This window comes from Roseateles sp. P5_D6, from assembly GCF_054049415.1.
In genome coordinates, this window is the sequence record NZ_JBFUMK010000002.1 from 305,491 (window position 1) to 328,410 (window position 22,920).

Below are 22,920 nucleotides of genomic sequence, written 5' to 3' on the forward strand. Positions count from 1 at the left end.
GGCGGACTCGATTCGACTCAACGGATGATGGCGATCTTCTTCTGCAGCTCCCGCACGAGGCGGGACAGGCCGAAGCAGATGACGAAGTAGACGACCGCAGCCGCCAGATAGGTCTCGACGGGGCGGTTGAAGTTCTTGCCGGCCACTTCGAAGCCCTTGAGCAGGTCGTACTCGCCAACGGCATAGACCAGCGAGGTGTCCTGGAACAGGATGATGGTCTGGGTCAGCAGCACCGGCAGCATGTTGCGGAAGGCCTGGGGCAGCACCACGTAACGCATGCTTTGGCCGTAGGTCATGCCCACGGCATACCCGGCGTTGACCTGGCCGCGCGACACCGACTGGATGCCGGCACGCATGATCTCCGAGTAGTAAGTGGCCTCGAACAGCGTGAAGGTGATGAAGGCCGACATCTGCCCGCCCAGCGGCCCGACGAGCTTGGGGATCAGCAGGAAGAACCACAGGATCACCATCACCAGCGGGATGGAGCGCAGCGTGTCGACGTAAAACGCCGCCGGCACCGACAGCCACGGCTTGCTGGACAGCCGCATCATCGCCAGCAGCGTGCCCAGGATGATGCCGCCGATCATGGCCACCAGCGTCAGCTGGATGGAGAACCAGAAGCCCTTGGCGACGAAGCTCTGGACGACCGCCCAGTTCACGAAGGAATAGTCGAGATTCAGCATCACTTGCCTCCCGACTGGCCGGGGATGCGCACGCGCGCCTCAATGAACTTGGCGATGCGGTTGATGGCGAAGGCCGAGACGAAATACAGCGCGGTGACAGGGATGTAGATCTCCTCGAAATGAGACGTCTCTTCGGAGGCCTGCTGCGCGAACTGCGCCAGCTCGGGGATGCTGACCGCGAAGGCGACCGCCGAGTTCTTGACGATGTTCATGCTCTCGCTCGTCAGCGGCGGAATGACGATGCGGAACGCCATCGGCAGCAGCACGTGGCGGTAGGTCTGGGGAAGCGTCAGGCCCATGGCCAGGCCCGCGTAGCGCTGGCCGGTGGGCAGGGTCTTGATGCCGGCCTTGACCTGCTCGCCGATGCGCGCGCTGGTGAAGAAACCCAAGGCGAAGACGACCAGCACGGAGGACGGCACGGCCTCACGCAGCACCGGGAACAGCGACGGCAGCACGTGGTACCAGAGAAAGACCTGCACCAGCAGCGGGATGTTGCGGAAGAGCTCGGTCCACGCCTCGCCGAAGCGCGCCAGCCACTTGTTCGGCGCGGTGCGAGCAATGCCGATCAGCGAACCGACCACCAGCGCCAGCACGAGGGCCAGCAGCGAGACGCTCAGCGTCCAGCCCCAGGCGTTCAGCATCCATTGCAGATAAGTCTGCTCCTTGCCGCCCGGGCCGAAGCAGCCAGCAACGGCCTCCCCGGTGGCGGTGTCATTGCAGTAGAACTGCCAGTCCCAACTCATGGCCCTCTCCTCAAGCCTCTTAGCTAAAGCAAAGCGGGTGCCAGGCACCCGCTTTGCGGTGGTTCAGGTCGATGCGCGAATCACTTCTTCGCGTAGTCTTCCATCGGCTTGTCGTTGGGGTTGGCCCAGGCGTCCTTGGTCGCAGTGGACACCGGCAGGCCAATCTTCGTGTTGGTCGGCGGGATGGGCTGCAGGAACCACTTGTCGTAGATCTTGGCCATCTCGCCGGACTTCATCATGGCCTTGATGCTGTTGTCGACCGCGGTCTTGAAGCCCGGGTCGTCCTTGCGCATCATGATGGCGATGGGTTCGACGGACAGCACCTCGCCGACGATCTTGAAGTCGGCCGGGTTCTTGGACGTGGCGATGTTCTTGGCCAGGATGGAGCCGTCCATGACGAAAGCGTCGGCGCGGCCGGAGTCCAGCAGCAGGAAGCTGTCGGCGTGGTCCTTGCCGAATACTTCCTTGAAGTCCACGCCGTTGGCGCGCTCGTGCTTGCGCAGCGTCTGCACGGACGTGGTGCCGGTCGTCGTTGCGACGGTCTTGCCGTTGAGCTGGCCGATGCCGGTGATGCCGGAGTTGGCCTTCACGGCGATGCGCACTTCCTCGACATAGGTTGTCACGGCGAAGGCGACGTCCTTCTGACGGGTGGCGTTGTTTGTCGTGGAGCCGCACTCCAGGTCGACGGTGCCGTTGACGGTCAGCGGGATGCGGTTGGCCGATGTGACCGGTTGGTACTTGACTTCGATCTTGCTGCCCAGCTGCTTGCGCAGGTCGGCAACGACGTGCTCGCAGACATCGATGTGGTAGCCGACGTATTTGCCATCACCGATGGTGTAGGACAGGCCCGACGACTCGCGCACACCCATCGTGATCGCGCCGCTGTCCTTGATCTTCTTCAGCGTGTCTTCGGCATGCACGGCCGAAACGCCGGCGAACAGGGCTGCGACGAGCAGAACTTTCTTCATGGAGACTCCAACAACAGGAAGTGGATATCGATAACAGCCGCGAGCAGACCACGCCGCACGCTCAGCCCGAATACGGGTTTACACGATGCATGCGCAAGCTGGATGAGGTCATGCCGCGGACGATAAATAGTCCCACAAAGCCAAGGAGGCTGGTTTGAGCCGGCGCGAAAGCTCGGGCTTTTCGCGATAGATGCGCAGCTCCATGCTGACGCTGAAGGTGCCCGGCGCAGCGGCGGGCACGAGGCGGCCACTGGCGATCTCCTTTTGCACCGAGCTGGCGGGCAGGAAGGCGAATCCGTGACCTTCCAGCGCCATCGCTTTCAGGCCTTCGGCCATGTCGGTCTCGTAGATGGCGTCCAGGTTCAGCGCGCAGTCCGCCTCCTTGACGATAAGCTCGACCAGGCGGCCGAGATAGGCGCCGGCCGCGTAGCTCAGGAAGGGAATCTTCTGGCCCGGCCGTCCGGGCAGCCGGAACATCGGCTCGCCCTGACTGTCGGCCCTGGCATACGGCGACAAGGTCTCGTGGCCCAGCGACACCATCTGGTAGCGCTCCGGGTCCAGCTGCAGCGGCTGGCTGGCGTGGTGATAGACCAGCAGCAGATCGCAATTGCCTTCGCTGAGCTGCAGCATCGCGTCATGCACATTGGCCGCGTTGAGCCGGCACTTGATGGCGCCGAAGCCGCGTCTCAACCCCATCAGCCAATGCGGGAAGAAGGAGAAGGCCAGCGAGTGCGGCACGGCGAACTCGATCATGTCCTGGTCGGCCGCCTGATGGCTGCGCAGCATATTGCGCGTCGCCTGCAGATTGCCCAGCAGCTCGACGGCCTGGGCCAGCAAGGTTGCGCCAGCGGCCGTCAGCCGGGTCGGATAGGAGGATCGATCCACCAGGTCGACGCCGGCCCAGGCCTCCAAGGCCTGAATGCGGCGCGAGAATGCCGGCTGGGTCACGTGGCGCAGCTGGGCGGAGCGGGAAAAGCTGCGCGTCTCGGCCAGGCTGACGAAGTCTTCAAGCCATTTGGTTTCCACCCGAGGCAGTGTAGCCAAGGCCTTCTGCCAGCCGCGCGATCTAGCGAGTCATCTCGGCAACTCATATATGCGCGCGCAGTACCTCTTCACCCCCCTAAGCGCGGCCCCTAGGTGCTGGACTCCCCCTCAACTGAAGGGGCACAACGCGGCCCGGCGCGCAGGTGCTTGTTTACAGTCCGCCCAACAACCCAACTCGAACAAACCCGGACGGAGAACGCCATGCGCGCGACGAGCAAACTTCTGGCACTCGCCTTGACGGCCACCATGCAATCGGCAATGGCCGGTGCGGTCTTCTTGGACTTCGAGGACGTGCAGACCATGGAGCAACTGACCTCCCGCTACGCATCCAAGGGTGTCGTGGGAAGTGGCGCCGCCTGGGCGTCCACGTCTGAAGCCTGCAGTTATGGCCCGAATGGTGATGCCGGCGCCATCAGCTTTTCCCGCACCGGCAGCTGCGGCGCGCTCTTTCTCGCTCAGGACTGGACCAAGCCTGCGGTGGCAGGTATCCAGAGCCTGACGCTGGACCTCGCGGACGGCTTCGTCGACGCCCTGTCTTTCGTCTACTCGGGCAGCACCCTGGGCATCAATCTCTCGGTTCACGTCTACGACGCCAGTGGCAAGGAACTCGGCGGCGGCCTGAACGGTCTCACCGGCGCTGAATGCAACAGCTACGTGTTCTGCAACTGGTCCAACCAAATCACACTGACGTTCCAGGGCGTGGGCCGCACAGTGGTGTTCTCGGCGAACGACCAGGCTGTTCTGCTCGATGACCTCAGCTTCAAGACCGTCGACACGCAGCCTCCTGGCCGCCTGCCCGAGCCCGCCAGCATCGCTCTGACCCTGGGCGCCCTTGCGGGCCTGGGTTGGACACGCCGTCGCGTCGCTCGCTAAAGCAAGCGCCTCACGCCTCAAGAACGACCGCTACGGCGGTCGTTTTTCATTGGGGCCCACCCATGCGCGGTCGATGACTGCGGCAAACGGCTGCCCGGGTGGCGCAAAGGCGCGCTTCGCCGGTATATGGCAAGCCCCAGTTCCGCAAGGCTTGAATCGTCATCCGCCGTCCCTATAATGGCTTTCTGCTAGCACTCAACTCATTCGAGTGCTAACGAGTCGGGCCGACCGGTTTTCCGCTGGCGGCCCCGTTTTTTTCGGCGAGCCGCGATTGCCGCGGCCGCTCCGGTTCCAACTCTCAAGGAGATTCCATGAAGCTGCGCCCCCTGCACGATCGCGTGATCGTTCGCCGTCTGGAGCAAGAAACCAAGACCGCCTCGGGCATCGTCATCCCCGACAACGCCGCTGAGAAGCCTGATCAAGGTGAAGTCCTGGCCGTCGGCCCGGGCAAGCGCAATGACAAGGGTGAGTTCGTGGCCCTGAACGTCGTCGTCGGCGACCGCGTGCTGTTTGGCAAGTATTCCGGCCAGACCGTCAAGGTCGACGGTGACGAGCTGCTGGTCATGCGCGAGGAAGACCTCTTCGCCGTGGTTCAAAAGTGATGACACGGGGACAGCCCGTCACCCCGTGACGCGTGTCCTCGCTGATCGTGAGTCGAAATAAATCGACTCTGACCCCAATTTAAGTATTCGGAGAATCAAATGGCAGCAAAAGACGTGATCTTTGGCGGCGAGGCTCGTGCCCGCATGGTTGAAGGCGTGAACATCCTGGCCAACGCGGTCAAGGTGACCCTAGGCCCCAAGGGCCGCAATGTCGTGCTCGAGCGCTCGTTCGGCGCCCCGACCGTGACCAAGGACGGCGTGTCCGTGGCCAAGGAAATCGAGCTGAAGGACAAGCTGCAGAACATGGGCGCGCAGATGGTCAAGGAAGTCGCTTCCAAGACGTCTGACAACGCCGGTGACGGCACCACCACCGCGACTGTCCTGGCTCAAGCCATCGTTCGCGAAGGCATGAAGTACGTGGCCGCCGGCATGAACCCGATGGACCTGAAGCGCGGCATCGACAAGGCGGTCACCGCCCTGGTCGCCGAGCTGAAGAAGGCCTCCAAGGCCACCACCACCTCCAAGGAAATCGCGCAAGTCGGCACGATCTCCGCCAACAGCGACCATGAAGTGGGCCGCATCATTGCCGAAGCGATGGACAAGGTTGGCAAGGAAGGCGTCATCACCGTTGAAGACGGCAAGAGCCTGGACAGCGAACTCGACGTCGTCGAAGGCATGCAGTTCGACCGCGGCTACCTGTCGCCCTACTTCATCAACAACCCGGAAAAGCAAGCCGCGCTGTTGGACAACCCGTTCGTGCTGCTGTACGACAAGAAGATCAGCAACATCCGCGATCTGCTGCCGACGCTGGAGCAAGTCGCCAAGTCGGGCCGCCCGCTGCTGATCATCTCGGAAGACGTGGACGGCGAAGCCCTGGCCACGCTGGTGGTCAACACCATCCGCGGCATCCTGAAGGTCGTCGCCGTCAAGGCGCCTGGCTTCGGTGACCGCCGCAAGGCCATGCTGGAAGACATCGCCATCCTGACCGGCGGCAAGGTCATCGCCGAAGAAGTCGGCCTGACGCTCGAGAAGGTCACGCTGGCCGACCTGGGCCAGGCCAAGCGCGTTGAAGTGGGCAAGGAAAACACCACCATCATCGACGGCGCCGGCGCTGCCGCTGACATCGAAGCCCGCGTCAAGCAAGTGCGCATCCAGATCGAGGAAGCCACCAGCGACTACGACCGCGAGAAGCTGCAAGAGCGCGTGGCCAAGCTGGCCGGCGGTGTTGCCGTCATCAAGGTCGGTGCTGCCACCGAAGTCGAGATGAAGGAAAAGAAGGCCCGTGTCGAAGACGCGCTGCACGCCACGCGCGCAGCCGTTGAAGAAGGCATCGTGGCTGGTGGCGGCGTCGCGCTGCTGCGCGCCAAGCAAGCCGCTGGCGCCATCAAGGGCGACAACGCTGATCAAGACGCCGGCATCAAGCTGGTCCTGCGCGCCATCGAAGCACCGCTGCGCGAGATCGTCTACAACGCCGGTGGCGAAGCCTCCGTCGTCGTCAACGCCGTGCTGGCCGGTTCGGGCAACTACGGCTTCAACGCCGCCAACGACACCTATGGCGACATGATCGAAATGGGCATCCTGGACCCGACCAAGGTGACGCGCACTGCCCTGCAGAACGCCGCATCCGTCGCGTCGCTGATGCTGACGACCGAAGCCATGGTCGCCGAGTCCCCCAAGGACGAAGCAGCCGGTGGCGGCATGCCTGGTGGCATGGGCGGCATGGGTGGCATGGGCGGTATGGATATGTAAGACATTGCGGGACAGACCTGGCGGGCGTACTCGCCCGACAGCTCTGTCCCCAACTGATCAAGCATTCAGGAAGGGGCTGCGCGAGCAGCCCCTTTTCTTTTGTGCCTGAGGTTCTCAGTCGCTCGCTCGGGCGGTCGAGCGGGCGAATGTGTAGGTCAGCCCGATGCCGACGCTGGCGCCCGTGGTCTGGCGTACAAGCGGACTGTCGCGATTGGCGGCCCCAGCCACGCTGTCGACACGTCCGATGGCAAACAGACGCACATCCGGCGTCAGCTGGTGCGACACCCCGCCCTTGAGCCGCCAGGCAATCAAGCCGGCGCGAGCCGCATAGGCCGGCCGATCCGCCAGCGCCTCGTTCGGCGCGACGGTGTAATAGGTCGCCCCGAGGCGACGGTCGCCGAACAGCACTCCCGCACTGACGCCATAACTCCAGCCCGCCCTGGCGCGGTGCTCCAGAGCCAGCTCCGGCTCCAGGCTCATGCCGCGATGCCGGCGCAGGTCGCTCGCCTCGAACACGCCGCGCAGCGGCAGCTCGAAAGTCAGGCTGTCAGCGGCTTTGCGGCCGTTCAGATACCAGCGACCGACGGGCCCGAACTCCACCAGCGAACGCAGCCGCGGCATGCCCTCGCGCGCCCGCAGCTCCTTACCGCCAGCACTCAGCGAGCCCGCGAAGGACACATCCAGCTCGAAGCTCTCGGTGCGCACCGCCCGCAACCCCGCGCCCGCGTCATCGGCCCGCAGCACCTTGCCGCGGTAGATGACGTAGGGCAGCACCGGCGTGCGCGTGACCTGCTGGTCTGCTCCCGGATAGGCCTGCTGCGACAGCGCGCCGGCGGCCACACCCAGCTCCCACAGCGGCAGCTCAGAGGGCTTGGTCGCGGCGTCATCGGCATGCACGAGAGTGGCCGCACAGGCCAGGCTGAAACCGAGGAGGCATTTCATGGGCGAGAGGTGGATGGCGACGGCGCGCATCATGCCTGCACCTGCGCCACCCAGCCCGCTGCGAAGCGCTCGGCGTCACCCAGGGGGCTGACTGCCATGCGTTCACGCAGCCCGGCGCGCAGCGCCGCCAGGCCCGCGCGATCTGCGGCCCAGCGTACCGCCAGGCGCACATAGTCCTCCGCGTCCGACGCCACCCAGTCTTGCGCCAGCCCCAGCGTCTGCATGAAGCTCAGGCCCTGACGCGAGATCGGCGCCGGCCCCGGCAGCGTCAGCACCGGCACGCCCATCCAGAGCCCGTCCAGCGTCGTCATGCCGCCGCTGTGCGGGAAGGGGTCGAGGGCAATATCGATGCGCCCGAAGTCGCAGAGATAGTCGGCCAGCGGCCCCGGCCCCTGCAGGTCCAGCCGGGCCGTATCACCCGGCCAGCGGCCGAACAGGGCCGTGCGCTCCGCCTCGTGCTGCAGACCGGGCGCCTTCAGCAGCAGCCGGCTGTCGGGCACCGCCTCCAGCACGCGCGCCCACAGCGCCAGCACTTCGTCGCCGAGCTTGTGCAGGGCATTGAAACAGCCGAAGCACATCGGTCCTTCCCGCATGGCCACGGCAGGCGCCTCGGCGGGCGGCGCATAGACCGTGAAGCTGTCGGGCAGCCGCAGCAAAGGCTCCACAAAACCGGCTTCGGCGCCCTCAGGCAACAACCAACGGTCGCCGATGAAGCCATCCATCTCGGCCAGCCCGGTGCTGCCTGCATAGCCCAGCCAGCTCAACTGTCGCGGCGCCGGCCGGCGCGCGAACACGCCCAGGCGATGACCGCCCGTGTGGCCGTTCAGGTCGATCAGCACATCGATGCCATCGGCCGCGATGCGTTGCGCCAGCGTCGCGTCATCCCAGCCGGCCACGTGCAGCCAACGCGGCGCGGCGGCCCGCAACCGCAGGGTCAGTTCATCGTCGCCACCATGGTTGGCGTAGACGAAAAGCTCGCAACGCCGCGCCAGCGCCGGCAGCCAGGCCTCGGCCAGCCGCCCGACCGGATGGCCGCGCAGGTCGGCCGACACCAAGCCGACGCGCAAAGGCCCAGCCGCGCGCGCGGGCCGCGAAACGGCAGGCGCCGCCACAGCCTGACCGAAGGCCTGCGCCTCGCTCCGCAGCTCGGCACCCTGCTGGCGATATGCACGCAGCAGCAAACGGTCGCTGCGTGCGGTCAGCAGCGTCGGATCGAGGGCAATGAGGCGGCTCAGCACCACATCGGCCTCGTCCAGGCGGCCCTGCTGCTTCAAAGCCTGGGCGAGGTTGCTCAAAGCCTGGGGCGACGTCGGCGCGTCGTCCAGCGCTTGACGGTAGGCGGCCACAGCCTGTGCATGCCGTCCCTCGCGCAGCCGCAGCCCGCCCAGGTTGGCCAGCGCCGCCGCCCGGCGCTCGCCGGCCAGGCCCGTGGCCAGAGCCGCCGTCAACACCGCCTCGCCGCGCTGCGGCCGCAGCAGGCTCAGATTGCAGGCGGCTTCGGCATGGCCGGCATCCAGCGACAGAACCGCCTCCCAGGCGTCAACAGCGCCCGCCGCGTCGCCGACCTCCTGCAGCAGGTTGCCCAGCGCGAAGCGGTGGGCGACATCCGCCGGCGCTAGGGCCACGGCCTCGCGCAGCCTGGCCACCGCTTCACGAGGGCGCCCGGCTGCGGCCCAGGCCGTTGCGGCATGCCCGCGCAGACCCGCATCCGCCGGGCGTGCTGCGATCGCCTGCTCGAAGGCCTGCGCCGCATCCGCGTGGCGCCCCAGTGCCAGCAGCGCCCGCCCGCGGTTGCCCAGGGCAGCGACCAAGCCGGGTTGCAGCGCGAGGGCGGCCTCAATGGCGGCGAGGGCCTGGGCCGGCTCGCCCAGCGCCAGCAGCGCGTTGCCGAGGTTGTTGTGGGCGCCCGGCAGGCGCGGCTGCAGCGCCAGCGCTCGCTCATAGGCGGCCCGCGCCTCGGGCCAACGCTGCCGCGAGGCCAGCAGGGCGCCGAGATTGGCCGTCAGTTCGGCATCATCCGGCAACAGGGCCAGGGCGCGCTCCAAGGCCGGTAGCGCGTCCTCGCCCAGCATCTGCAGGGCCACGGACAGGGCCTTCCACAACGTGCCGTCCTGGGGATGCTCGGCGAGCAATGCGCTGGCCTGCGCGGCCATCTCGGCATGGCGCCCAGCCTGGAAAAGCGTGAAAAGGTTCTGAAGTGCGGCGTTTGCCATGTGGTTGAGGGGTCGGTAAGAGGGGGCAACACATCGGGGTGCACCAGCCTGGCGCCGGATAATCTCATCACGCCCCTCGATAGCGTCCATGCCCTTCAGCCCGAACCCTCACGACCTGCTTGACCACGCGCTGACCGAAGCCGGCCCGATGGCCCGCGACCTGCTCAACAGCGTGCAGGATGAGCTCGAAGCGCAGCCCCAGCACTATCCACTGCGCGAGGCCTGGCGCAAGGTGCGCGCGCATTTCGCGGCCGACTTCGAGGGCAAGCTCATCGACCTGCTGCAGGCCGGCCGTCGCGGCGACGATCCCCTGCACCGCTCGCCCGCCCAGCTCGGCGGCCTGGAAAGCCTCAGCCTCGTCGACGAACACCAGGCGCTGCAGGACGTGGCCATCGCCCATGTCGCCCATGCGGCCGAGGACATGAGCCGGGCCGAGCTGCACCAGATCGGCAACTTCTTCGCGGCGCTGCGCGGCATCGCACGGGCCCGCGAGCGCGACAACCCGCTGCGCCCGGCCCTCTACGCTCACGCACTTCACCATGCGCTGGCGTCCAGCCCGCTCGGCGCCCAGACCCAGTACGAGCTGATGCGTGTGGCCGCGACACCGCTGGCCCGCGCCCTGAACCGCCTCTACACCCAGGCCTGCGCCACGCTGCGCGCCGCCGACATCAGCGACATGGTGGCCTCCCACGGCCATGCCCAGACCGACCCGCTGGCCCACCAGCGCCTGGCCGCGGCCCGCGGCGTCAGTACGCGGCCAGCCGCTCATGGCACGCTGGACGGCCTGTCGCGCCGCGTCGACGCGGTCAACTCCCGGCCGCAGGGCCTGGCGCCCCACAGCCCCGTCACCCAGCGCGGTCCGCTGGCCCCGGCGCCCTTCGTGCGCTCGACGGGGCCGGACATGCTGAGCCGGCTCTATGACCAGATCCTGGCCGACCCGCGCCTGCTGCCGCCGCTGAAGGCGCTGCTGGCGCGACTGCAGATCGCCGTCGTGCGCCTGGCACGCAGCGACAGCATGCTGCTGCGCCGCCAGGACCATCCCACCTGGGCATTGCTGAACCGCGTCGCCGCCCACGGCATGGCCTTCGAGCGCGCCGATGACGCCCGCCTTGTGGATTTCCTGCGCTTCATGGAAGCCGAGGCCCAGCTTCTCGTCGACGCGCCCACGCCCAACGCCCTGCTCTTCCAGCAGGTGCTGGCTCGCGTCGACGCCCACATCGACCAGCAGGCCCGCCAGAGCAGCGAACGCAATGCCGTCGCGCTGGCGGCCCTGGAGCGGGAACAGCTGCGCAGCGACTGGCGCGAGCTGATCCGCGATCAGATCGACCACCAGATCACCGGCGCCCCTTTGGGCCCGCGCATGCACCGCTTCCTGCAGACGGCCTGGGTGGACGTCATCGTCGCGGCCATGGTGCGCCACGGCCGCGACTCGCACGAAGCCCACGCGGCGATGGAGATGGTCGACGCCGTGCTCGACAGCCTCATCACGCCGCGCGACCTCGCCGACCGCGAGGCCCTGCGCATGCGCCTGCCCGTCCTCATCGAGCGCCTGCTGACCGGCTGCGAAAGCATCCAGCTCTCCGAAGCCAAGCGCGAGCCGGCCCTGTCCGAACTGATGGCCCAGCATGCCCGCCTGCTGCGCGGCCTGCCGGCGCTGGACCCCGCCGAGCGCCGCCCCGCCGCCCCGCCGCCCGCCTCGCCCACGGCGAGCAGTGCCGCGCCCGCCTCGGCCGACGAGATCGTCCAGCGCCTGATGGAGGAGCGCGATTCCCAGGTGCCTTCGCACTGGCTGAGCGTCGACGTCGACCGCGGCGAACTGCCGACTGTGCCGGTGCAGCTCTACAACCAGCACGATTCGCCGGATGCGCGCGCGGCGCTGCAACGCTGGATCGATGGCCTGCAGATCGGCCGCTGGTTCCATCTCTTCATCCAGGGCGACTGGCATACCACCCAGATCGCCTGGATCAGCGAGGGCCGGCAGTTCCTGCTGTTCGTCGGCCGCGACTCCGACGAACGCCTGCCGCTGACCCGCCGCGCGCTGGAGGCGCTGCTGTCCAACGGCCTCATCACGGCACTGGAAGACGATAACGTCGTCCAACGCGCCGTGGACACGCTGATGAGCGACCTGGACGGCGGCTGAGCTTCAGCCCGCCGAGTGAATCGGCTCGACCGCCGGCATGTCGTCGGGCAGCCGATGCGCCAGCACCCATTCGCGCAGCGCCAGCGCCACGTCGCCGACGCCGCTCTTCTTCAGCGCCGAGAACAGCGTCACCGCCACGTCGGAGTTCTCGGTGGTCATCGCAGCGAGGAACTCCGTCGTCGCGCGCAAGGCCGCGTCTGCTTCCTTGCGATTGAGCTTGTCGGACTTGGTGAGCAGCACCAGCAACTTGATCTCACCGGTGGCCACACGCGCGGCGACGAACTCCAGCAACTGCTTGTCCAAATCGGTCAGGCCCAGGCGGGAATCGACCATCAGCACGACGCCCGACAGGCTGCGGCGCACTTCCAGGTAGTCGGCCATGACCTTTTGCCAGCGCAGTTTGGCCGATTTGTTCACGGCCGCGTAGCCATAGCCCGGCAAGTCGGCGAACAGGGCGTCGGCCGCGTCCTTGGGGCCGAGTTCGAAGAGGTTGATGTGCTGGGTGCGGCCCGGCGTCTTGGAAGCAAAGGCCAGGCGTTTTTGCTGGGCCAGCGTGTTGATGGCGGTGGACTTGCCGGCGTTGGAGCGGCCGACGAAGGCGATCTCGGGCAGTTCGGTGGCGGGCAGATGCACCAGCTGGCTGGCGGTGGTCAGGAAGCGCGTGGTATGCGTCCAGGCCAGGGCGAGCTTCTCGGTGAGGGGCTCGGCCGGCAGGGCCTCAGGAATCTTGTCGGTCATGTCTAGCTCGGACGCTGTGGTTCAGCATTGTAAAATTCTCGGGTTACGCCCTTTGAGACCGTATAAATCCATGAAGACTGTCGCCCTCCTCCTGTCGAGTCTGCTGCTGGCCGCCACGGCTCACGCGAACGAGCCCGCTGCTGTTGCTGCCAAGCCCGATTCGGCCAAGGGCGGTGCCATTTCTTCCCAGGTCTGCGCAGCCTGCCACACGGCGGACGGCTCGCGTGGCAGCCCGGCCAATCCCATCCTGCAGGGTCAGCACGCCGAATACCTGGCCAAGCAGCTGGCCGAGTTCAAGAGCGGCAAGCGCAAGAACCCCGTCATGCAAGGCATGGCCGCCCCGCTGTCGGAGGACGACATCCGCAACGTGGCCGCCTTCTACGCCGCCAAGACCGCCAAGCCAGGTTTCGCCAAGAACAAGGACACGGTCGCCCTGGGCGAGAAGATCTACCGCGGCGGCATTGCCGAGCGCAATGTGCCGGCCTGTGCCGGCTGCCACGGTGCCAACGGCTCCGGCCTGCCGGTCCAGTACCCGCGCCTGGGCGGCCAGCATGGCGACTATGTCGAAGCGCAGATGGTGGCCTTCCGCAGCGGTGCACGCGCCAACAATCCCGTCATGGTCACCGTCGCCGCCAAGATGAATGACAAGGAAATCAAGGCCGTGTCCGACTACATCGCTGGCCTGCGCTGAACGCGGCGCTTGCCTTGAGGAACAAAGGCCGGTGAACCCCACCGGCCTTTTTTGTTGATCGCTGATGTCCGCCGTCCCTGTCCCTCGCTCCTCACCCGCCCGCGAACTGCTGGACGTGCTCGCGTCCATGCGCTTCGCCATCACGCTGCTCAGCGTGATCTGCATCGCCTCGGTCATCGGCACCGTGCTGCGCCAGAGCGAGCCCATGGGCAACTACGTCAACCAGTTCGGCCCCTTCTGGGCTGAGGTATTCGGCAAATTGGGGCTTTACACGGTCTACAGCGCGCCCTGGTTTCTGGTCATCCTGACCTTCCTGGTGCTCTCGACCAGCCTGTGCATCGCCCGCAACGCGCCCAAGATCCTGGTCGACCTGAAGAGCTACAAGGAGGGCGTGCGCGAGCAGTCCCTGCAGGCCCACCACCACAAGGCCATCGGAGAGCTGCCCAGCAACCCCTCGATGGCCCTCGCCGAGATCGGCAATACGCTGGCGGCCCACGGCTGGAAGGCCCGCGTGCAGCGGCGCGACAACGGCATCATGATCGCGGCCCGCCGCGGCGCGGCCAACAAGATCGGCTACCTCTGCGCCCACTCCGCCATCGTGCTGATCCTCATTGGCGGCGTGCTGGACGGCAACGCCATGGTCAAGCTGGCCATGTGGGCCCAGGGCAAGCAGCTCTACACCGGCTCAGGCTTCGTGTCGGACATCCGGCCCGAACACCGGCTCTCCACCGGCAATCCGAGCTTTCGCGGCAATGTGTCGGTCACCGAGAAGCAGCGCCAGGGCATCGCCGTGCTGAGCCTGCCCAGCGGCGTCGTGCTGCAGGACCTGCCCTTCGATATCGAGCTGAAGGCATTCAAGGTCGACTACTACCCGACGGGCATGCCCAAGAGCTTTGCCAGCGACATCGTCATCCATGACGGCGCGACACGGCGCGAGGCCACGGTCAAGGTCAACGAACCCGTCATCCATAAGGGCCTGGCCATCTACCAGAGCAGCTTCGAGGACGGCGGCAGCAAGCTCGAGCTCAAGGCCATGCCGCTGGCCAGCACCGGCACGCCCTTGAAGCTTGCCGGCCGCGTCGGCACGAAGATGGCCTTTGGCGAGCAGACGCTGGAGCTCGACGGCCTGCGCGTGATCAATGTCGAGAACCTCGCCAATGACGGTAGCAGCGGCGCCAATGCCAGCGGCGCCGACGTGCGCAAGGTCGACCTCGGCGCGGCGCTTGGCAAGCATCTCGGCAGCGGCGCCAAGTCGGACGGCAGCAAAGTTCTGCACAACGTCGGCCCGAGCTTCAGCTACAAGCTGCGCGACGCCGCCGGCCAGGCCCGCGAGTACAACAACTACATGCTGCCGGTCGAGCTGGACGGGCAGAAGCTCTTCCTCGCCGGCGTGCGCGACACCCCGGCCGAGACCTTCCGCTATCTGCGCATGCCGGCCGACGAGAACGGCGAGTTGAGCGGCTGGCTGCGCCTTCGCCAGGCCCTGGCCGATACCGCCCAGCGTGACGTCGCTGCGCGCCGCTATGCCGCCGCCGCCACGCCGCCCAACCAGCCCCAGCTGACGCCGCAGCTGCAGCTGACGGCCCAGCGTGCGCTGACGCTGTTCTCCGGCGCCGCCGCCAAGCCCGGCGACGACGTCAAGGGCGGCCTGCCGGCGCTGTCGCAGTTCATCGAGCGTGACGTGCCCGAGGCCGACCGCCAGCGCGTCTCCGAGGTGCTGCTGCGCATCCTGAACGGCAGCCTGTTCGAGCTGCACCAGATCGCCCGCGAGCGCGCTGGCCTCAAGCCCGCCGGCACCGATGCCGCCGCCCAGGGCTTCATGACCCAGGCCGTGCTGTCCCTGTCCGACAGCCTCTACTACCCGTCGCCCACGCTGCTGCAGCTGGAGAACTTCGAGCAGGTCCAGGCCAGCGTCTTCCAGGTCGCCCGCGCGCCTGGGCAGAAGCTGGTCTATTTGGGCGCCCTCCTGCTCATCGTCGGCGTTTTCTCCATGCTCTACATCAAGGAGCGTAGGCTGTGGGTCTGGCTCACTCCCAGCGCCGACCCGGGCGGCTCGCAGGTGCGCATGGCCATGTCCAGCACCCGTGAGTCGCCCGACAACGCCGTTATGTTCGCCCAGCTCAAAGCCGCCGTGCTGAAGGAGCCCTCATGAACACCACCACCTTCGACCTGCCGCGCCGCCACGCGCTGCAGCGCCGTGACGCCCTCGACTGGCTGTTCGCCGCCCTTGTGCTGCTCGGCGGCGGCTATGCCTTCAGCCGCTATCACGCCAGCATGGACGTCTACGAGCAGGGCATCCTGCTGTGCGCCATGCCGGCCCTGATTGCGCTGGGCTGGTTCTGGAAACCACTGCGTTGGCTGAGCGTCGCCGTCGGTGCGGCCACCCTCATCGCCATCGGCTTGTATGCCCAGCACACCGACGGCTTCGGCGCCGACCTGGCCGCCGGCGAGAAGGTGTTCTGGCTGAAGTACATGCTGTCCAGCCAGAGCGCCATCCTGTGGATGAGCCTGCTGTTCTACATGAGCATGCTCTTCTACTGGGGCGGCTTCTTCACCGGCGCCGGCCGCAACAGCGTGGCCGAGGTGGTCGGCTCCAAGCTGGCCTGGGGCGGCGTCTTCATGGCTCTGGTCGGCACGCTGGTGCGCTGGTACGAGAGCCACCAGATCGGCGCCGACATCGGCCACATCCCCGTCAGCAACCTCTACGAAGTCTTCGTGCTGTTCTGCTGGCTGACGACAACCTTCTACCTCTACTACGAGGCCCGCTTCGCGACGCGTTCGTTGGGCGCCTACGTGATGCTGGTCGTCAGCGGCGCGGTCAGCTTCCTGCTCTGGTACACGCTGGCCCGCGAGGCCCAGGAGATCCAGCCCCTGGTGCCGGCGCTGCAGAGCTGGTGGATGAAGATCCACGTGCCCGCCAACTTCGTCGGTTATGGCAGCTTCGCGCTGGCGGCCATGGTGGCCCTGGCTTTTCTGCTGAAGACGGCGACGACACGCGCCCTCGTCATCGGCCTCGTTGCCATGCCGCTGGGCATCGTCGGCCTGATCCTGGCGGTGCGCTTCGGTGCCACGCTGGAGGCCGCCACCGTCGCCGGCCTGCAGGGCTGGGCCTACAAGATCGCCGGTGTCGCCGCCTTCCTGGGCATTGCCGTCGCGCTGCGCGGCCACCTGACGGCGCGCCTGCCCGACCTGCCCCAGCTCGACGACCTCATGTACAAGTCCATCGCGCTGGGCTTTGCCTTCTTCACGATCGCCACCATCCTCGGCGCCTTCTGGGCCGCGGAGGCCTGGGGTGGCTACTGGAGCTGGGACCCCAAGGAAACCTGGGCCCTGATCGTCTGGCTCAACTACGCCGCCTGGCTGCACATGCGCCTGATGAAGGGCCTGCGCGGCATGGCCTCGGCCTGGTGGGCGCTGGTGGGCCTGCTGGTCACGACCTTCGCCTTCCTGGGCGTCAACATGTTCCTCTCAGGCCTGCACAGCTACGGTACGCTGTAGCGATGCCTGAAACGCCGGACCGCGAGCCTTGGACGCAGGCTGCGCCGGCCATCGCAGCCGCCCTGCCGGACCTGTGCTTCCTGATCGGGCCCGACCTGCGTTTCGCGGCCTGCAACCACCCGGATCACCCCGATCTGCACGCACCCTGGGCAACGCTGCAGGGTCGATCGCTGCAAAGCATCGGCCCGCCCGCCCTGGCGCAGCAGTTCGCGGCAGCCTGCGCGCCCAGCTCCCAGCGCCTGCGCTATGCGCTGCGCACCCAAAGTGGCCGCCTGGCCCGCTTCGAGGCCAGCATCGCCCCCTTGCTGGACGGCACGGGCTGGCTGTGCATGGCCCGCGACCTCGGCAGCACCGACGCCGAACAGGCGCGTTATGCCCGGGCCATGAAGGGCGCCGCCGATGGCCTGTGGGAATGGGACATCGCTGCCGACAGCGAATACCTGTCGCCCCGTGCCCTGACCCTGCTGGATCGCCCCGGCCGCCTCGCCGAGCAGTTGCACGCCGACGACCAGGGCCAGTGGCGGGCCGCTCTGCAGTCCCATCTGCAGCACGGCGCGCCGCTGGACATCGACCTGCGCCTGGCTGGCCCCTCGCCAAGATGGCTGCGTTGCCGCGGCTGGACAGAGCGCGACGCACGCGGCCAGCCAGCCCGCGTGCTGGCCACGCTGTCCGACATCACCATCGCCAAATTCACCGAACAGGCCCTGACCGACAGCCAGGCCAAGTTCCGCGCCCTCTTCCACACGGTGCCGGTTGGTATCGCGCTGTTCGACGTCGCCAGCGAGACCGTCATCGAGTCCAACGACGAGCTCGGCCGCCTGCTCGGCTGGCCGACGCTGTCCGTCGTCGGCCAGACCGCCGAGGCCCTGGGCCTGGCGCCACTGCCTGGCACTGAGGGCCGCACCGAGATCGACGACCGCGAACTGCACCCGGTCTCAGGCTGCCGCCTGCACGCCAAGCTCGTCGCCGAACCCGTCGACCTGGCGGGCCGGGCGCTGCTGCTGTGCGCCGTCGTCGACATCTCGGTGCAGGTCGACGCCGAGGCCGCGCTGTCGGCCCTGGCCGAGCAGTTGATGGACCAGGAGCGCCGCACCACCCAGCGCCTGGCCCAGGCCCTGCACGACCAGCTCGGCCAGACGCTGACCGCCCTGCGCCTGATGCTGGACCTGGGCGCTGCGGACGCCCGCCAGCAGGCCCGCGGCCTCATCGACCAGGCCTTGCGTGAGGTGCGCCAGGTGCTCGTCGACCTGCGCCCGCCGCTGCTGGAGGATGAAGGCCTGGCCGCGGCGCTGGACAACGAGGTCGCTCAGCGCCGCGCCCTGCATCCGGGCGTGCGCCTGGTGCTGGACGCGGAGGACGAGCTGCTGACGCAGCGCTGGCCGGTGGAGGTCGAGTACGCTCTGTTCATGATCGCCCGCGAAGGCCTGGAGAACGCGCTGCGCCACGCCCGGCCCACCGAGGTCAGGCTCAGCTTCTACGGGTGCGCGCAAGAGATCGAACTCGGCGTGGCCGATGACGGCAGCGGCCTGGACGCCGACTTCGAGCGTCGCCCCGGCCACCTCGGCCTCATCGGCATGCGCGAGCGCGCCCGCGCCATCGGCGCAACGCTGGAGCTGGGCCCGCGCGACGGCGGCGGCACGCAATTGACCCTGCGATGGCAAACCCCGGAATGACGCAAGCCGCCCGCATCTACCTCGTCGATGACCACGCCATGGTGCGCCAGGGCTTGCGCGCGCTGCTGACCGAGGCTGGCCACGATGTCGTCGGCGACAGCGGCGACATCACCGCCGCCCTGGCCGAGTTGCAGCAGCTGACGCCGGACATCGTCCTGGTTGACCTGTCGCTGGGTCCGCGCTCCGGCATGGAGCTGCTGGCCGAGCTGCAGCGCCGCCACCTGTCCGTGCGGCCCCTGGTGCTGACCATGTCGGCGCAGCCCCGCCACGTCGGCATGGCCCTCAAGCTGGGCGCCTGCGGCTATGTGCTGAAGGGCTCGCCATCGGAGGAACTGCTGCAGGCCATCGAGGCGCTGCGCAGCGGCCGCCGCCATCTCGGCCAGGGCGTGGGCGAACTCGCCGCGCGGGCGCTGGCTGAAGGTACGGGCGACGACCCCTTCGCCGCGCTGTCGGTGCGTGAACGCCAGGTCGTCACCATGGTCGTCGATGGCCATTCCAGCAGCGAGATCGGCACCGCCCTGCATTTGTCGCCCAAGACGGTGGACAGCTACCGCAGCCGGCTGATGGCCAAGCTCGGCGCGTCCGATGTGACGGCCCTGGTCAAGCTGGCAATACGTCACGGTCTGATCAGCAACGACGCCTGAGCGGCGCGGACCTGAGCGCCCCGGCAACCGGCATCAAGAACTCCCGGCAGCGCCGCCGGGTGGGGGCGCCTAGATTGACAGTCACCGGCCCTCGGTCGGCGAAAGTCCCAGATGCCCGTCCCCCAAAGCTCAGAGGCCCTCCATGCGGGCGCATGAACTCCCCGCCGACGAGGCCGAGCGCCTGCAGTGCCTGGCCGAGCTGGGCCTGAGCCAGCCGCCCACCCAGCCCGAGCCCGACGCCGTGCTCGACGGCCTGGTGCGCTGCGCCGCTCATCTGCTCGGTTATCCCATCGCGCTGATCAGCCTCGTCGGCGAGCGCCGCATGTGGTTCAAGGCCCGCTACGGCACCGAGGTGGTCGACTGCGAGCGCGAGGCCTCCTTCTGCGCCCACACCATCCTCGGCGAGACGCTGTTCGAGGTGCCCGACGCCACGACCGATCCCCGCTTCGCCACCAGCCCCTGGGTGATCGGTGCAACCCGCCTGCGCGCCTACGCCGGCCTGCCCATCCGCCTGGGCAACCTGACGCTGGGGGCCCTGTGCGTGGGCGACACCGTGCCGCGCCGCCTGGACGCCGTGCAGGCCACGCTGCTGGCCGACATTGCCAACGCGGTCGGCGCCTGGTTCGCCCACCGCCGCGAGCATGTCGACCTGCTCGCCAGCCGCACCCATCTGCAGGCCCAGGCCGAGCTGCTCGGCCGCCTCAGCAGCGAGACGCCCGGCATGCTGTTCCAGTACCGCAGCGCGCCCGGCGGAGGTGGCGAACTCGGCTTCATCAGCGGCCAGGCCGAGCACATCTTCGGCCCCGTGGCGCCGCTGCAGCCTGAGGGCCTGCGCGTCTTCGCCGAGCGCGTGCACCCTGAGGACCTGCCCGGGCTGCTGCTAGGCATGCGCGAGGCCAAGGCCGGCCAGCAGGCCTGGCAGCGGCTGTTCCGCGTCTGCCTGCCCGGCGCCGAGCGGCCGGCCTGGCGCTCCGGCCGCGCCAGCCCCTCGCTGCAGGCCGACGGCAGCGTGCTCTGGCATGGCTTCATCGCCGACGTCGACGAGCACATCGAGATCGAAAACCTGCGCCGCGACAAGCTCGCCGCCGAACAGGCCAGCGCCGCCAAGAGCGCTTTCCTGTCGCGCGCCAGCCATGAGCTGCGCACGCCGCTGAATGCCGTCATCGGCTTCAGCCAGTTGCTGCTGCTCAACCATGAAGAGCCCCTGACGCCGCGCCAGCAGGAGCGCATCGAATGGGTGCTGGACTCCGCCAAGCGCCTGCACCAGCTGGTCGATGGACTGCTCGACGTCGACCGCGCCGAGCCCGGCCGCCCCAGCCGCTTCGATGCGGGCTCCGGGGCCGAGGATGCCTTCACCCTGCTCTACATCGAAGACGAGCCGCTCAACACCCTGCTCGTGCAGGAAGCGCTGCGCGACCGCCCCGACTGGCGCGTGCTGCACGCTGGCGACGGCCGCGCCGGCCTGGCCCTGGCCAAGACCCAGAAGCCCGAGGTCGTGTTGACCGACATCAACCTGCCTGGCCTGTCGGGCCTGGACGTCGTCCGGGAGCTGCGCGCAGACGCCGCCCTGGCCGGCACGCTGTGCATCGCGCTGTCCGCCGACGCGACGCCGGGCCAGATCGAGCGGGCCATGCAGGCCGGCTTCGACGACTACTGGACCAAGCCGCTGGACATCCTCGAGCTCGCCGGCCGCCTGGCCGATGCGCTTGCCGAGCACGGCGGCCGCTGATTCGATTGCTTCTCAGGGAGAGAACATGATGAACGCCCTCGCGACGAGCCCCAGGCCCGCCCCCCCGCCCGCCCAGCCCCGCGTGACCCGGCCCTCGGCCGCGGCCGTGGCCCGCACACCGTCCGAGCGCGCCTGCCTCATCCATCTGCTCGTCGTCGACGACGACGTGGCCGCCATCGAGTACCTGGGCCAGCTGCTCAAGGGCTTCGCGCAGATCAGCTTCGCCACCAATGGCGAGGATGCGCTGCGCCTGGCCGAGCTGCATCGCCCCGACCTGGTCCTGCTCGATGTCGAGCTGCCTGGCATGGACGGCTTCGAGGTCTGCCGCCGCCTGCGCGCCACACGCGGCCTGGCCGAGCTGCCCATCATCTTCGCGACCTCGCATGTCGATCCCGGCATCGAGGCCCGTGCCCTCAGCCTTGGCGCCAACGACTTCCTGCGCAAGCCCTTCGACGACGTGCAGGTGCTGGCCCGGCTGCGCACCCAGCTGCGCGCCGCCGCCGAGCGCACAGACAAGCCCGAGGCCACCGCCCAGAGCCGCACGCGCATCCTCATCGTCGACGACGACGCCACCAGCATCCAGCTCGTGCGCAGCCTGCTGGCCGACGTCGGCGAATGCCATTTCGCACTGAACAGCGCCCAGGCCCTCAGCCTCGTCGGCGAGCTCAAGCCCGACCTCATCCTGCTGGACATCGACCTGCCCGACAGCGACGGCTTTCACCTGTGCAAGCGGCTGCGCGCCGACGCCGCGCTGGGCCAGGTGCCCATCATGTTCCTGACCCAGTCCCACACCCTCGGCCACGAGGCCCGCGCGCTGGCTCTGGGCGGCGACGACTTCGTGCGCAAGCCCTTCAGCGCACCGGTGCTTTGCGCCCGCGTGCGCCGCCTGGTTGAGCGCAAGCGCTCGCTGGAGCGCCGCCAGGTCGACCACGACCACCGCCAGATCAGCGACGGTCGGGTCGCCGCCATCGTCCAGGCCTGCAAGGACGCCATCCTCGTCGTCGACGCGGCCGGCGGCGTCGTCATGGCCAATGCCGCCGCCTGCGCCCTGCTCAACGTGAGAGCACAGCCGCTCAGCCTGCGCCTGGATGAGCTGCTCATCATCGACGCTCTGGGCCGCCACTGCGTGCAGCGCGCCAGCGGCCAGCGCGTACCAGTCGAGGTCAGCACCTCGACCGAAGGCGAAGGCGCCGACGCGCTGACCGTGCACGTGCTGCGCGACACCCGCGAGCGCGACCGCGAGCAGGCCCTGGCGCGCCGCCAGACCGAGGCCGCCGCCACGCGCCGCGCCACCGCGTCCATGCTCTCCTACATCGCCCATGAGATCGGCAACCCGGTCAACGTCATCAAGGGTTTCGCCCAGCTGATGCAGGCCGAACGCCTGAGCGCCAGCCAGGCCGACAAGCTCGCCCACATCCTCGACGCCGTCGGCCAGCTGTCGGGGCTGCTCGGCGACGTCAGCGACGTCGCGCGCATGGAGTCGGGGCAGTTCCATGTCGAATTGCAGGATGTCGAGCTGCACACCCTGGCCGGGCAGGCCTGCGAACCGGCCGCCGCCCAGGCCGCCGCCGTCGGCATGCTGCTGAGCGCGCCGCCACCGGCACCGCCCGTGCGCGTGCGCGCCGACGCCCGCCGCCTGCGCCAATGCCTGGACAACCTGCTGTCCAACGCCATCAAGTACGCCGGCGACGGCATCTGCATCGCGGTCGAGATCGAAGCCCGCGGCCCCGAGGTCGTGCTGGCCGTGCAGGACCGCGGCTGCGGCCTCAGCGAAGACCAGCTCGCCCACCTCTACGAACCCTACAACCGCCTCGGCCGTGACGGCGGCGCCATCCCTGGCACGGGCCTGGGCCTGACGCTGACGCGCGACCTGGTGCAGGCCATGGGCGGGCGGCTGGAGGTGCGCAGCCAGCCCGGCCGCGGCTGCCGTTTCGAGATATTGCTGGCGGCCAGCCAGCCCACAGACAACCCGGATTGACTCAGCCTCGCT

Annotated in this window: 18 protein-coding genes; 11 read left to right on the plus strand and 7 right to left on the minus strand. The window is 68.2% G+C overall.

Translation table 11 applies throughout. The features are described 5' to 3' along the window. Window positions 1–17: 17 nt before the first annotated feature. From ACXJKM_RS03450 to ACXJKM_RS03465, 4 genes are all read right to left on the minus strand, one after another. Window positions 18–683, minus strand: coding sequence for an amino acid ABC transporter permease (locus ACXJKM_RS03450; protein ID WP_056202845.1), 666 nt, complete (start codon window positions 681–683; stop codon window positions 18–20). Further along, entirely contained in the window at window positions 683–1,426 is a 744-nt protein-coding gene (locus tag ACXJKM_RS03455) for an amino acid ABC transporter permease (protein WP_056202842.1), read from the minus strand. The genes ACXJKM_RS03450 and ACXJKM_RS03455 overlap by 1 nt, the downstream gene beginning before the upstream one ends. Window positions 1,427–1,506: 80 nt before the next feature. Next, window positions 1,507–2,394 (minus strand): amino acid ABC transporter substrate-binding protein, encoded by an 888-nt coding sequence (locus tag ACXJKM_RS03460; RefSeq protein WP_457350260.1) that lies wholly within the window; start codon window positions 2,392–2,394, stop codon window positions 1,507–1,509. Window positions 2,395–2,502: 108 nt separating this feature from the next. Beyond that, the gene (locus ACXJKM_RS03465) at window positions 2,503–3,420 is read right to left on the minus strand and encodes a LysR substrate-binding domain-containing protein (RefSeq protein ID WP_056202837.1); all 918 of its coding nucleotides are present in this window, start codon (window positions 3,418–3,420) and stop codon (window positions 2,503–2,505) included. A 219-nt stretch (window positions 3,421–3,639) separates the two neighbouring features. On the opposite strand from ACXJKM_RS03465, the gene ACXJKM_RS03470 reads away from it, so the two are divergent. The 3 genes from ACXJKM_RS03470 (at window position 3,640) to groL (ending at window position 6,662) form a co-directional block, all read left to right on the plus strand. Continuing rightward, on the plus strand, window positions 3,640–4,311 hold the full coding sequence (locus ACXJKM_RS03470; RefSeq protein ID WP_056202834.1) for a PEP-CTERM sorting domain-containing protein: 672 nt from the start codon (window positions 3,640–3,642) through the stop codon (window positions 4,309–4,311). 311 nt (window positions 4,312–4,622) lie between these two features. Further along, window positions 4,623–4,913: a co-chaperone GroES gene (locus ACXJKM_RS03475; protein WP_056202831.1), complete on the plus strand. Its 291-nt coding sequence runs from the start codon at window positions 4,623–4,625 to the stop codon at window positions 4,911–4,913. Between the two features lie 99 nt (window positions 4,914–5,012). Further along, on the plus strand, window positions 5,013–6,662 hold the full coding sequence (gene groL, locus ACXJKM_RS03480; RefSeq protein WP_056202828.1) for a chaperonin GroEL: 1,650 nt from the start codon (window positions 5,013–5,015) through the stop codon (window positions 6,660–6,662). Between the two features lie 114 nt (window positions 6,663–6,776). Here the strand turns inward: groL and ACXJKM_RS03485 are convergent, their stop codons facing one another. Beyond that, window positions 6,777–7,604, minus strand: coding sequence for a MipA/OmpV family protein (locus ACXJKM_RS03485; RefSeq protein ID WP_457350263.1), 828 nt, complete (start codon window positions 7,602–7,604; stop codon window positions 6,777–6,779). 29 nt (window positions 7,605–7,633) lie between these two features. Beyond that, window positions 7,634–9,817, minus strand: a complete 2,184-nt coding sequence (locus ACXJKM_RS03490; protein WP_056202824.1) for a tetratricopeptide repeat protein — start codon at window positions 9,815–9,817, stop codon at window positions 7,634–7,636. A gap of 88 nt (window positions 9,818–9,905) precedes the next feature. On the opposite strand from ACXJKM_RS03490, the gene ACXJKM_RS03495 reads away from it, so the two are divergent. Next, the gene (locus ACXJKM_RS03495; RefSeq protein ID WP_457350265.1) at window positions 9,906–11,957 is read left to right on the plus strand and encodes a DUF1631 family protein; all 2,052 of its coding nucleotides are present in this window, start codon (window positions 9,906–9,908) and stop codon (window positions 11,955–11,957) included. 3 nt (window positions 11,958–11,960) lie between these two features. Here ACXJKM_RS03495 and yihA read toward each other — a convergent pair whose 3' ends face one another. Continuing rightward, on the minus strand, window positions 11,961–12,695 hold the full coding sequence (gene yihA, locus ACXJKM_RS03500; RefSeq protein ID WP_056202819.1) for a ribosome biogenesis GTP-binding protein YihA/YsxC: 735 nt from the start codon (window positions 12,693–12,695) through the stop codon (window positions 11,961–11,963). A gap of 70 nt (window positions 12,696–12,765) precedes the next feature. Here yihA and ACXJKM_RS03505 point away from each other — a divergent pair, with 70 nt between their 5' ends. From ACXJKM_RS03505 to ACXJKM_RS03535, 7 genes are all read left to right on the plus strand, one after another. Beyond that, window positions 12,766–13,386: a c-type cytochrome gene (locus ACXJKM_RS03505; protein WP_457350267.1), complete on the plus strand. Its 621-nt coding sequence runs from the start codon at window positions 12,766–12,768 to the stop codon at window positions 13,384–13,386. Between the two features lie 64 nt (window positions 13,387–13,450). Further along, complete coding sequence (locus ACXJKM_RS03510) at window positions 13,451–15,538, plus strand: cytochrome c biogenesis protein ResB (RefSeq protein ID WP_457350269.1); 2,088 nt, start codon at window positions 13,451–13,453, stop codon at window positions 15,536–15,538. Further along, window positions 15,535–16,884, plus strand: coding sequence for a c-type cytochrome biogenesis protein CcsB (gene ccsB / locus ACXJKM_RS03515; protein WP_457350271.1), 1,350 nt, complete (start codon window positions 15,535–15,537; stop codon window positions 16,882–16,884). The genes ACXJKM_RS03510 and ccsB overlap by 4 nt, the downstream gene beginning before the upstream one ends. Window positions 16,885–16,886: 2 nt before the next feature. Then, window positions 16,887–18,557, plus strand: a complete 1,671-nt coding sequence (locus tag ACXJKM_RS03520) for a histidine kinase (RefSeq protein ID WP_457350273.1) — start codon at window positions 16,887–16,889, stop codon at window positions 18,555–18,557. Next, window positions 18,554–19,201, plus strand: a complete 648-nt coding sequence (locus ACXJKM_RS03525) for a response regulator (RefSeq protein WP_457350275.1) — start codon at window positions 18,554–18,556, stop codon at window positions 19,199–19,201. Before ACXJKM_RS03520 ends, ACXJKM_RS03525 begins: the two co-directional genes overlap by 4 nt. A gap of 142 nt (window positions 19,202–19,343) precedes the next feature. After that, the gene (locus tag ACXJKM_RS03530) at window positions 19,344–20,930 is read left to right on the plus strand and encodes a response regulator (RefSeq protein WP_457350276.1); all 1,587 of its coding nucleotides are present in this window, start codon (window positions 19,344–19,346) and stop codon (window positions 20,928–20,930) included. A 25-nt stretch (window positions 20,931–20,955) separates the two neighbouring features. Next, window positions 20,956–22,908 (plus strand): response regulator, encoded by a 1,953-nt coding sequence (locus tag ACXJKM_RS03535; protein ID WP_457350278.1) that lies wholly within the window; start codon window positions 20,956–20,958, stop codon window positions 22,906–22,908. Window positions 22,909–22,920: the final 12 nt, after the last annotated feature.

Excerpts from the sequence above, each read along its gene's own strand:
- ACXJKM_RS03450 (WP_056202845.1), bottom strand. The coding sequence starts at position 683 with ATGCTGAATCTCGACTATTCCTTCGTGAACTGGGCGGTCGTCCAGAGC.
- ACXJKM_RS03455 (WP_056202842.1), bottom strand. The coding sequence starts at position 1,426 with ATGAGTTGGGACTGGCAGTTCTACTGCAATGACACCGCCACCGGGGAG.
- ACXJKM_RS03460 (WP_457350260.1), bottom strand. The coding sequence starts at position 2,394 with ATGAAGAAAGTTCTGCTCGTCGCAGCCCTGTTCGCCGGCGTTTCGGCC.
- ACXJKM_RS03470 (WP_056202834.1), top strand. The coding sequence starts at position 3,640 with ATGCGCGCGACGAGCAAACTTCTGGCACTCGCCTTGACGGCCACCATG.
- ACXJKM_RS03475 (WP_056202831.1), top strand. The coding sequence starts at position 4,623 with ATGAAGCTGCGCCCCCTGCACGATCGCGTGATCGTTCGCCGTCTGGAG.
- groL (WP_056202828.1), top strand. The coding sequence starts at position 5,013 with ATGGCAGCAAAAGACGTGATCTTTGGCGGCGAGGCTCGTGCCCGCATG.
- ACXJKM_RS03485 (WP_457350263.1), bottom strand. The coding sequence starts at position 7,604 with ATGAAATGCCTCCTCGGTTTCAGCCTGGCCTGTGCGGCCACTCTCGTG.
- ACXJKM_RS03490 (WP_056202824.1), bottom strand. The coding sequence starts at position 9,817 with ATGGCAAACGCCGCACTTCAGAACCTTTTCACGCTTTTCCAGGCTGGG.
- ACXJKM_RS03495 (WP_457350265.1), top strand. The coding sequence starts at position 9,906 with ATGCCCTTCAGCCCGAACCCTCACGACCTGCTTGACCACGCGCTGACC.
- yihA (WP_056202819.1), bottom strand. The coding sequence starts at position 12,695 with ATGACCGACAAGATTCCTGAGGCCCTGCCGGCCGAGCCCCTCACCGAG.
- ACXJKM_RS03505 (WP_457350267.1), top strand. The coding sequence starts at position 12,766 with ATGAAGACTGTCGCCCTCCTCCTGTCGAGTCTGCTGCTGGCCGCCACG.
- ACXJKM_RS03510 (WP_457350269.1), top strand. The coding sequence starts at position 13,451 with ATGTCCGCCGTCCCTGTCCCTCGCTCCTCACCCGCCCGCGAACTGCTG.
- ccsB (WP_457350271.1), top strand. The coding sequence starts at position 15,535 with ATGAACACCACCACCTTCGACCTGCCGCGCCGCCACGCGCTGCAGCGC.
- ACXJKM_RS03520 (WP_457350273.1), top strand. The coding sequence starts at position 16,887 with ATGCCTGAAACGCCGGACCGCGAGCCTTGGACGCAGGCTGCGCCGGCC.
- ACXJKM_RS03525 (WP_457350275.1), top strand. The coding sequence starts at position 18,554 with ATGACGCAAGCCGCCCGCATCTACCTCGTCGATGACCACGCCATGGTG.
- ACXJKM_RS03530 (WP_457350276.1), top strand. The coding sequence starts at position 19,344 with ATGCGGGCGCATGAACTCCCCGCCGACGAGGCCGAGCGCCTGCAGTGC.
- ACXJKM_RS03535 (WP_457350278.1), top strand. The coding sequence starts at position 20,956 with ATGATGAACGCCCTCGCGACGAGCCCCAGGCCCGCCCCCCCGCCCGCC.